Here is a 14,760-nt window from a genome sequence, read left to right on the forward strand (position 1 = left end):
GTAAAAAGTGTGACATAATACGGCTTTTTACGCACAAAAAGTATAGCCTTTATAATATCGAAAAGATATAATAAACAAGGGTAATAGGAGTAGGGGACGTTTACCCTACTCCTTTTTAAATACAAATATCTTGGATAAAATATGGATGACTTGCTATTGTGCAAACTGGTAGTAGTCACCTTGTCTTTTACGAGACACCGAACGTTACTTTTGCTACTATAAAAGCTAATAAAGGTATATTTTAACTTGGTCCAAAGTGTGTAAAGCCAAGATGGGTGGAGCACATTTTATTATGTCCGTACTACAAAACTTTGAAGGGGGTTTCTTCATGTTAAATAAGAAAACAATGAAAGATATTGATGTAAAAGGTAAGCGCGTCTTCGTACGTGTCGATTTTAATGTACCGATGGCAGATGGGGTAATTACAGACGAAACACGTATCCGCGCAGCCATTCCAACGATTGAATATTTAGTTGAACAAGGCGCAAAAGTTATTTTAGTGTCTCATTTAGGTCGTCCAAAAGGCGAAGTAAAAGAAGATATGCGTTTAACTGCAGTTGGTATCCGCCTTGCAGAAATTTTAGCTAAACCTGTTACTAAATTGGATGAGGCAATCGGTGAAGCAGTAGAAACAGCTGTTGCGAATATGCAAAACGGCGATATCGTTCTACTGGAAAACGTACGATTCCATGCTGGTGAGGAGAAAAACGACCCTGCACTTGCAGAACAATTTGCTAAACTAGCTGACGTTTATGTTAACGATGCATTCGGTGCTGCTCACCGTGCACATGCCTCAACGGAAGGTATTGCGAAACACATTCCTGCTGTATCAGGCTTCCTTATGCAAAAAGAATTGGATGTGCTAGGTAAAGCATTATCAAATCCTGAGCGTCCTTTCACTGCTATTATTGGTGGTGCAAAAGTAAAAGATAAAATCGGCGTTATTGAGAGCTTACTTGAAAAGGTAGACCACTTAATTATTGGTGGCGGTCTGTCATTTACCTTCATTAAAGCGCAAGGGCATGATATCGGTAAATCTTTATTAGAAGAAGATAAAATTGAACTAGCAAAATCGTTCATTGAAAAAGCACATGCAAAAGGCGTGAAGTTACATATGCCAATTGATGCAGTGGTAGCCAATGAATTTTCAAAAGATGCGGAGACTAAAGTTGTCGATGTAGATGCTATCCCAGCTGATTGGATGGGTCTTGATATTGGACCAAAAACAGCTGCTCGCTACGCAGAAGTTATTCAAAATTCAAAATTAATTATTTGGAATGGACCAATGGGCGTTTTTGAATTAGAACCATTTGCAAATGGTACGAAAACTGTTGCAGACGCGATGGCAGCAACTGCTGGCTATACTGTAATTGGTGGCGGAGATTCCGCAGCAGCAGTAGAAAAATTTGAAGTAGCTGATAAAATGGACCACATTTCTACTGGTGGCGGCGCTTCACTTGAATTAATGGAAGGCAAAGAGCTTCCTGGTATTGTGGCATTAAACGATAAATAATAGATAGGAGCATAACGATGCGTAAACCAATTATTGCAGGTAACTGGAAAATGTATAAAACATTTGAAGAGGCAATTCAGTTTGTCGATAGCGTGCAGGATAATCTTCCTTCCAATGACAAAGTAGATGCTGTTATTTGCGCACCGGCACTTTTTCTACCAACACTTGTGCAGGTCGCTAGTGAATCTGAACTAGCCATCGGTGCTCAAACAATGCATTACGAAAATGAAGGTGCGTTTACAGGTGAAATTAGCCCGGCGCAGCTTGCGAGCGTTGAGGTAGATTATGTGATATTAGGACACTCCGAACGACGTGAATATTATAACGAAACAGATGAGGCTATCAATAAAAAGGTGGCAGCAGCACTTTCACATAATATCGTACCAATTATTTGCTGTGGTGAAACACTGGAAGAACGTGAGGCAGGTACGACAGAGCAAAAGGTAGCTAGTCAAATTACAGCAGCTCTTGCAGGGTTTGCCGCACAGGACGTGGAGCATATGGTTCTTGCCTATGAGCCTATCTGGGCAATCGGCACAGGGAAAACAGCAACAGCAGAAGATGCCAACCAAGTATGTGGCGCCATTCGTGCAGTTGTTGAAAAATTATATGATAACGCAACAGCAAAAGCTATACGTATTCAATATGGCGGTAGCGTAAAGCCTGATAATATTAAAGAATTATTGTCAAAAGAGCATATCGATGGAGCGCTAGTCGGTGGTGCCAGCTTACAAGCTGATTCATATTTAAAATTATTGGAGGCGGCAGCAAATGCCTAAAAAGCCAGTAGCATTAATTATTTTAGATGGTTTTGCATTCCGTGATGAAACTTTTGGGAATGCAGTTGCTCAAGCAAAGAAACCAAATTTTGATCGCTTTTGGAACCAATTCCCGCATGCAACATTAACAGCTTCAGGTGAGGCAGTAGGGTTGCCAGACGGTCAAATGGGGAACTCTGAAGTTGGACACTTAAATATCGGCGCTGGCCGTATCGTGTATCAAAGCTTAACGCGTTTAAATAAATCGATTCGCGAAGGAGACTTCTTTACGAATCAAGCATTTTTAGATGCGGTAGCACACGTTAAAGCACATCAATCAAAGCTACATGTCATGGGTTTACTATCAGATGGCGGTGTACATAGCCATTATGAGCACATGTTTGCACTGCTAAAGCTAGCAAAAGAACAAGGGCTTGACGAAGTATTTGTGCATGCATTTTTAGATGGTCGTGATGTTGGACCAACAACAGCTATCGGCTATATTGAAGAAACTGAAAAACAAATGGCTTCGATTGGCATTGGTAAATTTGCTTCAATCCATGGACGTTATTATGCGATGGATCGTGACAAACGTTGGGATCGTGTAGCATTAACATATAATGCCCTCGTTGATGGGGTTGGACAAACGGCGGAAAGTGCAAAAGGTGGCGTAACAGAATCCTATGAGCGTGAAGTAACTGACGAGTTTGTTATTCCATTTAGCATCCAGGAACATGGAGAGCCAGTTGCGACAATTGAAGATAATGATGCAGTTATTTTCTTTAATTTCCGACCTGACCGTGCTATTCAATTATCGAAAGTATTTACGAATACGTCATTTGACGGTTTTACCTTATCAGCAAAACATCCACAAAATGTAAAATTCGTATCGTTTACACATTATAGTGATGAAGTAAACGCACAAGTTGCTTATGAAAATGACAACTTAAAAAATACGATTGGTGAAGTGTTAGCCTCTAATGGCAAAACACAGCTTCGTATTGCAGAAACAGAAAAGTATCCACATGTTACATTCTTTATGAGTGGCGGTCGTGAGGAGAAATTCGATGGTGAAGAACGTATTTTGATCGCTTCTCCAAAAGTTGCGACATACGATCTGAAACCTGAAATGAGTGCTTATGAAGTAACAGACGCATTGCTTGCAGCGATTGCAGCTGACAAATTTGATGGCATCATTCTAAACTTTGCGAACCCTGATATGGTGGGGCATAGTGGAATGTTAGAGCCAACAATTAAAGCAATCGAAGTTGTCGACGAATGTCTAGGGAAAGTAGTAGATGCCCTGCTTGAAAAAGGCGGAGCAGCTATTATTACAGCTGACCACGGTAACTCTGACGAGGTTGTAACGTTAGAAGGAAATCCGATGACAGCTCATACAACAAACCCTGTTCCAGTAATTGTGACGAAAGCAAATTTAATGTTAAGAAATGGTGGCATTTTAGCCGATTTAGCGCCAACCATGTTAGAATTATTAGAGGTGTCACAACCTATTGAAATGACAGGTAAATCACTTATCGAAAAAGAGGAGAATTAATTATGCCATTTATTACACAAGTTTATGCGCGCGAAGTTTTAGACTCACGTGGGAACCCAACAGTAGAAGTTGAAGTATTTACAGAATCAGGTGCTTTTGGTCGTGCAATCGTGCCATCAGGTGCCTCTACAGGTGAATACGAAGCGGTAGAATTACGCGATGGTGACAAATCACGTTACCTTGGCAAAGGTGTATTAAAAGCAATCGAAAATGTCAACACAATTATTGCACAAGAATTAGAAGGTAATTTCTCAGTTCTTGACCAAGTAGTAATCGACAAAGCTTTAATCGAGCTAGATGGCACAGAAAACAAAGGTAAACTAGGAGCTAACGCAATCCTAGGTGTATCAATGGCAGTTGCACATGCTGCAGCAGATTATTTAGATGTACCTCTTTATCAATATCTTGGCGGTTTCAACTCAAAACAATTACCAGTACCAATGATGAACATCTTAAATGGTGGTGCACATGCGGATAACAACGTGGACATCCAAGAATTCATGGTAATGCCTGTTGGTGCAGAAAACTTCCGTCATGCATTACGTATGGGTGCTGAAATTTTCCATAGCTTAAAAGCAGTATTAAAAGATAAAGGCTACAACACAGCTGTAGGTGACGAAGGTGGTTTCGCTCCAAACCTTGGTTCGAACGAAGAAGCTATCACAGTGATCCTTGAAGCAATCGAAAAAGCTGGCTACAAAGCTGGTGAAGAAGTGAAATTAGCAATGGACGTTGCGTCTTCTGAATTATTCAACAAAGAAGATGGCAAATACCATTTAGATGGTGAAGGCGTTGTGAAAACTTCTGAAGAAATGGTGGACTGGTACGAACAGTTAACTTCTAAATACCCAATTATCTCAATCGAAGACGGCTTAGACGAAAACGACTGGGCTGGTCATAAATTATTAACAGACCGCATTGGCGCTCGCGTACAATTAGTAGGAGATGATTTATTCGTAACAAATACGAAAAAATTATCTGCTGGTATTGAGCAAGGTGTTGGTAACTCAATTTTAATTAAAGTAAACCAAATCGGTACGTTAACAGAAACATTTGAAGCAATTGAAATGGCGAAACGTGCTGGTTACACAGCAGTTATTTCTCACCGTTCTGGTGAATCAGAAGATGCGACGATCGCTGATATCGCAGTTGCGACAAACGCTGGTCAAATTAAAACAGGTGCTCCATCTCGTACAGACCGCGTTGCAAAATACAACCAACTTCTTCGCATCGAAGATCAACTTGGTGCAACTTCTGAATATCTTGGTTTAAAAACTTTCTATAACTTAAAATAAGTGAACGGCTAGCAACTAGCAGTCCCTTTGATGAAAATTGCCTCGAAAGCATGGATGTGCTTTTCGAGGCAATTTTTTTTAGTAAATGAATAAGCTGAGCGCGTAATTGAGACGGAGAGTGCTACAACGTTGATTTCCGTTGCGGGCGGAGGCTTTCCGCGGGCACATCGTAAGCCGCAACCCTCGCTAGAGTGTGGCTTGTTGCGTTTTACTATGCGTGCGTTCGGAGCAGAAGTCGCCGCCCTTCACTGGTATAATTGTGTGAGTGCCTGGCACTTTAGATTTTTCGCAGGCATGTTGTAAGTCGCAAAGCCCGCGGAAAGCGCGTGTTACATGGTGTTCTAAGCAGGAGTATAAAGGCAGAAAAATTCAAAATTGTTTGGGTGCCAGGCACTGCATTTTGGATTTGAAATATTTCTATATTTTTTTGTATAATATCAGTAGAGTAGAGTGGGTCTTCTACTTTTTAATTTATGTATTGTACATAGTATTTGGAAAAGTAATACCATTTTGTAATCTGTGTTTGTCATGGGAACCTTTATTTGTTATAATATTGTGTGTTGTGATGTTTCAAAGTTCGGGAGGTGCAGTGGATGCATACAGCAGTATTAATAGCTTTAGTTATCGTATCATTAGCATTGGTTGTCGTAGTTTTATTACAATCTAGTAAAAGTGCAGGCTTGTCAGGTGCCATCTCGGGTGGAGCTGAACAACTATTTGGAAAGCAAAAAGCACGTGGTATGGATTTAATTCTTCACCGTGCAACAATTGTTTTATCAATTTTATTCTTTCTTTTAGCAATCGCTATTGCAAAAATATAATAGTTGAAGATATTCCGCCTAACCTAGAATGGTTGGGCGTTTTCTTTTATTTTCAGTACATAGATGAACTTAGACGAATAATGTAGATTTTATACGTATGAAAGATGCTAAATTACGCCAATGTATAATGGATATGGCTATAATAGAGTGAATATGTTTTACAGTGAAGGAGAACTTGCCATGAACAAATCATTATCTCAGCCATTTTTCTTTCAAGCAGGTCCGCGTGCAGTGTTATTATTACACGGATTTACAGGTAGCTCTGCAGATGTGCGTATGCTTGGTAGATATTTAGAGAAAAAAGGGTATACTACATTAGCGCCTCATTATAAAGGGCACGGTGTGCAACCTGAAGAACTCATTACAACAGGACCAGCTGATTGGTGGCAAGATGTCAAAGCTGCGTACCAACAATTACAAGATGCTGGCTATGAGGAAATTGCCGTAGCAGGCCTATCACTTGGCGGTGTGATGGCTTTAAATGTAGCGCTAAACAATCCTGTAAAGGGCATTGTGACAATGTGTGCACCAATGACGATGCGAACTACAGACGTAATGTTTGAAGGCGTATTGAAATATGCAAAAGAATACAAAAAATTTGAAGGCAAAACCGACACAGAAATAGATGCGGAAGTGTCGTTAATCGCTGAAAAAGGTATGCCATCATTACAACAACTACGTGAGTTTATTGTGCAGACTCGAAAAGAAATAGATATGATTTATGCCCCAATTTTTGTCGTACAGGCGACAAATGATGAGGTAATAGAGACAGAATCTGCCAACATTATATATAATCAAACTGAGTCACTAGAAAAATACATCAAATGGTATGAAAACTCAAAGCACGTTATAACATTAGATCAAGAAAAAGATCAATTACATGAAGATATTTATCGTTTTTTAGAAGGCTTAAATTGGGCACACTAAAAATGATTTAGGATTTTTACATGAGGGAGGGTATTAGTATGACGGACAAAAAAGATTCACTACAAAGTCGATTACTCGATTTTTTCGGTGAAGAAGAATATAAACCTTTAACCGTTGGAGAAATTGAAGACGAATTTGGGTTTGAGGATGCAGAAGAATTTAAGGAGCTTGTTAAAACGCTCGTGCGAATGGAGGGGCAGGGCTTAGTTGTACGCTCACGCTCGAATCGTTACGGCTTACCAGAGCGCATGAATTTACTGCGTGGTAAATTTATCGGCCACGCAAAAGGATTTGGCTTTGTCGCACCTGATGTTGAGGGTATGGATGATGTCTTTATTCCACCGCACGAAGTAAATGGTGCCATTAATGGCGACACAGTACTTATTCGTGTGTTAAAGGAATCATTTGGCGATCGCCGCGAAGGTACAATCACAAAAGTTGTAGAACGCGGCCAAACGTCATTTGTTGGAACATTCCAAGCAAATAGAGGCTTCGGCTTTGTCGTATTGGACGATAAAAAACTACCAATGGACATTTTCATCGCGAAAGGCGATACATTAGGTGCTGTTGATGGACACAAAGTGGTCGTTGAAATCGCGACATGGCCAGAAGATTTAAAATCAGCAACAGGCTATATTACAAAAATTTTAGGACATAAAAATGACCCAGGTGTCGATATTTTATCGATCTTATATAAGCACGATATTCCACCAGAGTTCCCAGAAGAAGTCGTTGCTGCTGCACAACGAGTGCCAGATGAAATTTCTCCTGCTGATTTAGAGGGACGTCGTGATTTACGTCATGAAACGATTGTCACAATTGATGGTGCAGATGCAAAAGATTTAGATGATGCGGTAACTGTTACGAAAAATGTAGATGGTACCTACAAGCTTGGCGTACATATTGCAGATGTCAGCTACTATGTAACACAAGGCTCTGTAATAGACATTGAAGCATATGACCGAGCGACAAGTGTATATTTAACAGACCGTGTTATTCCGATGATTCCGCATCGACTATCGAACGGTATTTGTTCTTTAAATCCACAGGTAGATCGCCTAACGTTATCGTGTGAAATGATTATTGATGGCAATGGTAATGTCATTGCGCATGAAATATTCCAAAGTGTCATTAAAACGACAGAGCGTATGACTTACAAAGATGTTTACAAAATTTTAGAGGAACAAGATGAAGAGCTAATTGCTCGCTATGAGCCACTTGTACCGATGTTTAAACATATGTTAGAGCTTTCAAAAATTTTACGCCTTAAACGTGAGCAACGCGGGGCAATTGACTTTGATTTTAAAGAGTCGAAAGTGATCGTCGATGAAGATGGATGGCCAGTAGATATTGAAATACGTGAACGAACTGTAGCAGAGAAATTAATTGAAGATTTCATGCTTGCTGCCAACGAAACTGTTGCAGAACATTTCCATTGGATGAATGTACCGTTCCTATACCGTATTCACGAAGATCCAAAGCCAGAAAAGCTTCAACGCTTCTTTGAATTCGTAACGAACTTCGGTATTTTAATTAAAGGTACAGGCAATACGGTGCATCCAAAAGCATTGCAAGATGTCTTAGCAGCAATTGAAGGCATGCCTGAAGAGCCAGTTATTTCGACGATGCTACTACGCTCAATGCAACAAGCGAAGTACTATCCAGAAAGCATCGGTCACTTCGGTTTATCGACTGATTTCTATACACATTTCACATCACCAATTCGTCGTTATCCTGACTTAGTTGTTCACCGTTTAATTCGCACGTATTTAATTAATAAAGACACGTCGCAAGAAACGGTTGCACAGTGGTCGATGGCAATGGATGAAATTGCCGACCACACATCAGAACGCGAACGTCGTGCAGTCGATGCAGAACGTGATACAGACGCATTGAAAAAAGCACAATATATGTCTGATAAAATCGGCGAAGAGTTCGAAGGCATTGTTTCTTCTGTTACGAACTTCGGTATCTTTATCGAGCTACCAAATACGATTGAAGGCCTCGTGCACATTAGCAATATGACCGACGATTATTATCGCTTCGATGATCGCCAAATGATTATGATTGGGGAACGTACGAACCGCCAATTCCGCATCGGTGATGAAGTAAAAGTACGCGTCGCAAACGTTATTATCGAAGAGTCATCGATTGACTTTGAAATCGTAGGAATGGTAACTTCTTATGGAAGAACAAGAAAAGCAACACCTACAGTCATTCATGCGCGTAAAAATTATAATGATAATAAAGATGGGCGCAGTAGCCGTAGCAGTCGTTCAGGTTCAGGCGGTGGAAGAGGTCGCCGTGACGATGAAAAACAAAGCAATGGTGACTCATCGAAACGCAGAGAACGCGGTGGAAGTGACCGTGATCCACGTGGCCAACGAAAAGATAGCTCAAGCCCAGGCCCTAAAAAAGGCGTAAAGCAAAAGCAAAAGTTTTACGAAGGCATCGCCAAAAAAGGCAAAAAGAAAAAAACAAAACGTAAATAAAAAATCCAGCGTGAGCAGGCTAAGTCCTGCTCAACCTTTGAATTGAGGGTGAACAAGATGGCAAAAGGTACTGGGAAAGTATTAGCACAAAACAAAAAAGCAGGGCATGACTACTTCATCGAAGAAACGATTGAAGCGGGCATGGTACTAACAGGCACAGAAATTAAAGCCATTCGTGCAGGTAAAGTCCAATTACGAGACTCTTACGTTCGAATCACAAGCGGCGAAGCATGGATTAGCAACATGCATGTCAGCCCATTCGACCAAGGTAACCGTTTCAACCACGACCCACTACGCGCCCGCAAATTGCTCCTACATAAAAAGCAAATCGGCGAACTAGTAGGTGCTGTCAAACGTGACGGCTACACAATCATCCCTTTAAAAATGTACATTAAAGATGGCTATGCCAAACTCCTTATCGGCGTCGGCAAAGGGAAAAAAGACTACGACAAACGCGACGACATGCGCAAAAAAGAAGCAAAACGCGAAATGGAACGTACCTTCAAAGCAAAAAATCAATATTGATAGATTAAGAGAGGAGCTCACCACTTGTTGTGGTGAGTTTTTTTATTGCGGGAGCAAGGTGAAGTCTACGGGCACGGGCTTATCTGTGAAGCGGAGGAGATTTCCGCTACGGGCGTGCTCTTTCCGCGAGCACAACGTAAGCCGCAACCCTTGCTACGCGCGGATTGTTGCGTCTTACTATGCGTGCGTTCCCGCAGGAGTCGCCCGCCCTCCGCTCCAATTAAAAAGTATCGCCTACCACGCTGTAGGTACTTCCGCGAAATAAGGTGAGGATTCCGCGAAGCGAGGAGGTAATTCCGCGAAGTAAGGGGAGAATTCCGCGAAACGGGGAGGTAATTCCGCGAAGTAAGGGGAGGATTCCGCGAAACGGGGAGGTGATTCCGCGAAGTGAGGTGAGGATTCCGCGAAACGGGGAGGTAATTCCGCGGAGCAAGGGGAGGATTCCGCGAAACGGGGAGGTAATTCCGAGAAGTAAGGGGAGGTAATTCCGCGAAACGAGGAGGTAATTCCGCGAAATAAGGTGAGGATTCCGCGAAATGAGGAGGTAATTCCGCGGAACAAGGAGATATTTCCGCCAAGCGAGGGAGATTCCACGAAATGAGGAGAGAATCCCCGCGGAGCAAGGGGAGAATTCCGCGAAATAGAAGTTTATTCCGCGAAGCAGGAGGTTAATTCCGCGAAGTAAAGTAAGGATTCCGCGAAACAAGGAGATATTTCCGCGAAACGAGGAGAGAATCCCGCGGAGCAAGAACAATTAAAACCCAATAAAAAGAATGTTTCGACGTTCATTTCAAAATATATTTCCACGCAGGTGAGATTTTTCTAAAGATTTTACGTTTTTAATGTAAGGAGGTGGGTCTCATGGATGAGCAGCTGATACAAAAAATCATAGACGGGGATCAACAAGCATTTCGCATCATTGTTGATACATATAAGCAGCCACTTGTCAGCTATTTAACATATCAAACGAATGACGAGGAATTGGCGAAAGATATTGCACAAGAATCATTTATCAAATGCTATGAAAACTTACTTCATTTTAAAGGGGGATCTTTTAAGGCATGGCTTTTTCGTATCGCGATTAATCAACTGATTGATTTTAAAAGGAAGCATAAGGAAGATCCGACACCAATTGAGGAAACGCCCTCATTAGAAACACCTGAATCGTTAATAATCGAAAAAGAACAGAACGAGTTGCTTCAACAATGGCTTAAAACATTGGAACACAAAACGTACCAAGTTTTCGTCCTGAAGTATGCTAGTAATTGCTCTTACGAAGAAATCGCTGAGACACTTAATATTCCAATATCGGAAGTACGAAACCGACTGCATAGAACAAAAAAACGGCTAAGAAACGCTATGTTGAAGGGAGAGATTAATAATGAACTGCTTATCAACTGAAGAAATGCACGATTTTATCGACGGACGAATAGACGATAACAAAATGATGCAAATGGACAAGCATATTCAATCATGTGCAACCTGCTCTGCATTACTGGATGAACAACTTGAAACAGAACAGCTAATAAGCTCCCTGTTTCCTGCAGTGCATATTGACGATTCATTTACAGATCAAGTGATGGATCAATTACCAAAGAAAAAGACTTCTCTTACAAAAAAGCGCGGCTGGCGAGCAACTTTTGTAGCAGCCGCATTCGTCACAGCCGCATTATTATTTCTAGTAATTTCGACTGTGCAGCAGGAGCCTGTAACTAGTTCTACGCCTATTACGATAAAAGTAAAAGACGTTAAGCTAACAGATGCTTTCATAACAGTAACATTAGCTACATCTGGCTATAGTGGCAAGGAAATGTTCTTTAATGAATCAACGAAGGGTGATGTTGCACTCGTGCTACCAAACGGGAAAAGCGAAGCAGCAAGTTACGCTGCAGATCAATCAGCAAATGAAATCACCTATGAATTCCCATTATTTAATGTCACACATGATGAATTTAAGCTTCTATTTAACTACCAACACATTTATGACGAGGATGGACCATGGACGCTGGAAGTACCGATTGATCGCAAGGAATTGTTAGCCCAAACAGAGACCATTACACTACATTCCACGTTTGAGAAAGAAGGCGTTGACGTAAACTTTATCCGTGCACAACATGGACCACAGAACTCTCTCTTCAAATTTGAAACAAAATTTACGGAGGAAATGGCAACTTTTGTAGAGCAACAAGTAGAAAAGTATACAGCTGATTTACCGTTAAAGGAAAAGGAAGCTTATGCAGGCTATAATGCACAAATACTTTATGACGTTATTGACGCTGATGGACAAAAATTAAAACGCTCGATGCCTGAAGATAATATAAATACTCAAAATGATCGCTACGCTCATACTGAAACGATTAGTGCCTATCCAAGCGTAAGAGAAGGAGGCTATATAGCTGTGACTGGTGCCAAGTATGAGCTGCCGACGAATGTCCGACACCCGCTAACAGTGGATCAATTACCTTACACATTTACTTATAAAGATACAGTATATGAAGTGAAGCTCTTACCCGACCAACGTCTTGAAATTTCATCAGACGCAAAGGCAACGACAATTAAAGACTGGCATATTACAGTGAATAATAAAACAGCATGGGATACGGGTGAAATCCGAGAAGATAAAGAAAAAAAGTATACAACAATCACATTCGATAAGGGGATTAAATTAGATTCATTTATCCTTTACGGTCAAACAGAATTAAAATATGTTTACTTTGATGAACCAATTCGTGTGGAGGTACGATAATAGCTTAGATGAAAAAAACACCTTTATTATTTTTAAAAAGGTGTTTTTTGCTCTGCTTTTTAGGAGTTGATATAGAACTATAAATCTGTAAATAAGGCACTATACTTGAAGTACAGCTAGGTTTGTTTTATAATAAGTATTGTTAATGCCAGATGTATTGAAGCGTAGTACTACTCTTCAACCGTACTAGAAGCAATTCTAGCTCTTTGTTTGATCGAGGCAATAAGCTTCGCATCATATTCAAGGGGACGTTACGGATTCGACAGGGATGGTTCAAGCTTTGGTCGCGCGTCGGAGGTCTCGGCTCCGTCATCAACGGAAGTTATATAATAACTGGCAAACAACAAAACTTAGCTTTCGCAGCGTAAGCTCGTAAGCGCTCTGCCTCTCTATCGCCCATGTAGAGAACGTGGGGCCCAACTTTAGTGGGATACGGTCGATGGTGCCACCTGAGTCACCGGCAAGAGATTTCCAGGTTAGCGTACAGGACGCCTGTTTGTCGGCATAATGCTACGCGAATTGCGAATGGACAAACTACACGCGTAGAAGCTGAAGTATTGGAGTCTTTGGACGCGGGTTCGACTCCCGCCGTCTCCATAAGTAAAAATCGTTATTTGTAGCGTTATATCAACGTTCAAATGGCGTACATAGCGTCTGACGCTGTACAAACGTACAGTCAAGCGGACAACAATCGACCTTCTAATCTTAACGGATTAGGAGGTTTTTTTGCGTGGTTAAACGTACGAGAAAGCACGGAGCATTTGCTGTCGAAGAATCATTCGATATTGATTTTAAGCGCGTAGAGGATAGGCGCGATTCATTAACGGTACAACAGGCGCTAAAGACGGTATTTCGTCAAATGGAAATCAGCGGTAACAGACCGCGAACAATCGAAAGCTATGAGTTTGCGTGGAACGAATTTATCAAGGTGACAAGCGTTCGATACGTCGAAGATATTGATGCGAATATGATTTACGATTACTTGAACGAAATCGACGTATCAAATGCAACGAAGCTAGTTCGCTTGAAATCGTTGAAGGCGATTCTTAATCGTTTCTTCGATAACCGTTGGATTGAGATTCGTTTTTGGTCGAAGATTCAAATTAAAGTTGATAAGACGGTTAAAGGTGCATCAAAAGAGAGCGACGTTGAAGTATTACTATCGCTTATTGACCGTAGCACTTACGTTGGTTTCCGTGATTCAGTTGCGATTTTGCTTATGTATAAGACAGGTCTGCGAATAACAACGATTGGTGAATTGCGTGAACGTCATATGGACTTTGTTAAGAATACCATTGATATGGACGGTGCGGTCCTTAAAAATCGCGACACGTTAAAGCTGCCGATAGACGATCAGTTGGCGGAAATGTTGAAAGTATTAATCGAGAAAAACAAGCAGATTCGCCGTAAATACAATACGCGTAATACTTACGTTTTCTTATCCGCAAATGGACAAGGCATTAATAATAGCCAGTCGTCCAGTAACGCAATTTCAAAGTCATTAACGAAATATGCAAGAGAGTTCGGCTTAAAGAACGTCAATGCTCACGCGTTAAGACGAGCATTTGCGACTAACTTATTAAATCAAGGCGCTAATGTCGCTTTAATATCGAAAGCTCTCGGACACAAAAGTTTGGAGACAACAACCGTCTACCTCGATTTAGAGAAGGAATTTGTCGCAGAGTCTTTGCGTGATTATTTATAAACAGAAAAAAGCCGCTAGTGTTGACGCACTAACGACTTCTAACTTAATATCTACGCTAAAAATTGCCTGGCAGCAATAGCGTTTCTTAGGGTTCATTATATCGAAATTTTTTCGATGGTGCAACTTCTATTAAGTGCATCCTTTTTTAGCAGTAGCGACGAGGTTGCCCATAATTCGTCGTTAAAATAACCTGGAAAGGTTGCCGAACCGTTGCAAAAAATCGGATATATCGCAGGTCAAGCCGTTTCCTGTTACGGTTGCGACGAATAGGTGAGCGCCACCATTAAGGGCGCGGCATGGTTTATCGGCTAGTTACGGCTAGGGTAAGCATGTACAAGCGGACAATCTGCGTACAAATACGCTCAATTAAGGACTACCGCACGTCTAGGACGATAATTAGACGAGTACATACGGGTAGAAATA

Annotated in this window: 11 protein-coding genes and 1 other RNA gene; all 12 read left to right on the forward strand. The window is 41.1% G+C overall.

The genetic code is table 11. From position 1 onward, the window contains the following. The first annotated feature begins 328 nt into the window (after positions 1–328). The 12 genes from NSQ74_RS07875 to NSQ74_RS07930 all read left to right on the forward strand — a co-directional run bounded on the left by NSQ74_RS07875 (position 329) and on the right by NSQ74_RS07930 (position 14,337). Complete coding sequence (locus tag NSQ74_RS07875) at positions 329–1,513, forward strand: phosphoglycerate kinase (RefSeq protein ID WP_340822537.1); 1,185 nt, start codon at positions 329–331, stop codon at positions 1,511–1,513. Between the two features lie 17 nt (positions 1,514–1,530). Then, entirely contained in the window at positions 1,531–2,292 is a 762-nt protein-coding gene (tpiA, locus tag NSQ74_RS07880) for a triose-phosphate isomerase (protein ID WP_340822539.1), read from the forward strand. Then, the gene (gene gpmI / locus NSQ74_RS07885) at positions 2,285–3,826 is read left to right on the forward strand and encodes a 2,3-bisphosphoglycerate-independent phosphoglycerate mutase (RefSeq protein WP_340822540.1); all 1,542 of its coding nucleotides are present in this window, start codon (positions 2,285–2,287) and stop codon (positions 3,824–3,826) included. The genes tpiA and gpmI overlap by 8 nt, the downstream gene beginning before the upstream one ends. 2 nt (positions 3,827–3,828) lie before the next feature. Continuing rightward, positions 3,829–5,121 (forward strand): phosphopyruvate hydratase, encoded by a 1,293-nt coding sequence (eno, locus tag NSQ74_RS07890; protein ID WP_340822541.1) that lies wholly within the window; start codon positions 3,829–3,831, stop codon positions 5,119–5,121. A 593-nt stretch (positions 5,122–5,714) separates the two neighbouring features. After that, positions 5,715–5,942 carry a preprotein translocase subunit SecG gene (gene secG / locus NSQ74_RS07895; protein ID WP_173479464.1) on the forward strand — a complete coding sequence of 76 codons (228 nt, stop codon included), beginning with the start codon at positions 5,715–5,717 and terminating at the stop codon, positions 5,940–5,942. Positions 5,943–6,122: 180 nt separating this feature from the next. Further along, on the forward strand, positions 6,123–6,869 hold the full coding sequence (locus NSQ74_RS07900; RefSeq protein WP_340822542.1) for an alpha/beta hydrolase: 747 nt from the start codon (positions 6,123–6,125) through the stop codon (positions 6,867–6,869). A 38-nt stretch (positions 6,870–6,907) separates the two neighbouring features. Continuing rightward, the gene (gene rnr, locus NSQ74_RS07905; protein ID WP_340822544.1) at positions 6,908–9,361 is read left to right on the forward strand and encodes a ribonuclease R; all 2,454 of its coding nucleotides are present in this window, start codon (positions 6,908–6,910) and stop codon (positions 9,359–9,361) included. A 57-nt stretch (positions 9,362–9,418) separates the two neighbouring features. Then, entirely contained in the window at positions 9,419–9,886 is a 468-nt protein-coding gene (gene smpB / locus NSQ74_RS07910) for an SsrA-binding protein SmpB (RefSeq protein WP_340822545.1), read from the forward strand. 861 nt (positions 9,887–10,747) lie between these two features. After that, positions 10,748–11,287, forward strand: a complete 540-nt coding sequence (locus tag NSQ74_RS07915) for an RNA polymerase sigma factor (protein ID WP_340822547.1) — start codon at positions 10,748–10,750, stop codon at positions 11,285–11,287. Continuing rightward, positions 11,268–12,632 (forward strand): anti-sigma factor family protein, encoded by a 1,365-nt coding sequence (locus tag NSQ74_RS07920; RefSeq protein WP_340822548.1) that lies wholly within the window; start codon positions 11,268–11,270, stop codon positions 12,630–12,632. The genes NSQ74_RS07915 and NSQ74_RS07920 overlap by 20 nt, the downstream gene beginning before the upstream one ends. Before the next feature lie 244 nt (positions 12,633–12,876). Beyond that, positions 12,877–13,232: a transfer-messenger RNA gene (gene ssrA / locus NSQ74_RS07925) on the forward strand. 130 nt (positions 13,233–13,362) lie between these two features. Beyond that, on the forward strand, positions 13,363–14,337 hold the full coding sequence (locus NSQ74_RS07930) for a tyrosine-type recombinase/integrase (RefSeq protein ID WP_340822549.1): 975 nt from the start codon (positions 13,363–13,365) through the stop codon (positions 14,335–14,337). Positions 14,338–14,760 lie beyond the last annotated feature (423 nt).

Source organism: Lysinibacillus sp. FSL W8-0992 (genome assembly GCF_038008685.1).
In the GTDB taxonomy this organism is placed as follows: domain Bacteria; phylum Bacillota; class Bacilli; order Bacillales_A; family Planococcaceae; genus Lysinibacillus.

What these genes read in the sequence shown, in the direction of transcription:
- NSQ74_RS07875 (WP_340822537.1), top strand. Translation starts at nt 329, where the DNA reads ATGTTAAATAAGAAAACAATGAAAGATATTGATGTAAAAGGTAAGCGC.
- tpiA (WP_340822539.1), top strand. Translation starts at nt 1,531, where the DNA reads ATGCGTAAACCAATTATTGCAGGTAACTGGAAAATGTATAAAACATTT.
- gpmI (WP_340822540.1), top strand. Translation starts at nt 2,285, where the DNA reads ATGCCTAAAAAGCCAGTAGCATTAATTATTTTAGATGGTTTTGCATTC.
- eno (WP_340822541.1), top strand. Translation starts at nt 3,829, where the DNA reads ATGCCATTTATTACACAAGTTTATGCGCGCGAAGTTTTAGACTCACGT.
- secG (WP_173479464.1), top strand. Translation starts at nt 5,715, where the DNA reads ATGCATACAGCAGTATTAATAGCTTTAGTTATCGTATCATTAGCATTG.
- NSQ74_RS07900 (WP_340822542.1), top strand. Translation starts at nt 6,123, where the DNA reads ATGAACAAATCATTATCTCAGCCATTTTTCTTTCAAGCAGGTCCGCGT.
- rnr (WP_340822544.1), top strand. Translation starts at nt 6,908, where the DNA reads ATGACGGACAAAAAAGATTCACTACAAAGTCGATTACTCGATTTTTTC.
- smpB (WP_340822545.1), top strand. Translation starts at nt 9,419, where the DNA reads ATGGCAAAAGGTACTGGGAAAGTATTAGCACAAAACAAAAAAGCAGGG.
- NSQ74_RS07915 (WP_340822547.1), top strand. Translation starts at nt 10,748, where the DNA reads ATGGATGAGCAGCTGATACAAAAAATCATAGACGGGGATCAACAAGCA.
- NSQ74_RS07920 (WP_340822548.1), top strand. Translation starts at nt 11,268, where the DNA reads ATGAACTGCTTATCAACTGAAGAAATGCACGATTTTATCGACGGACGA.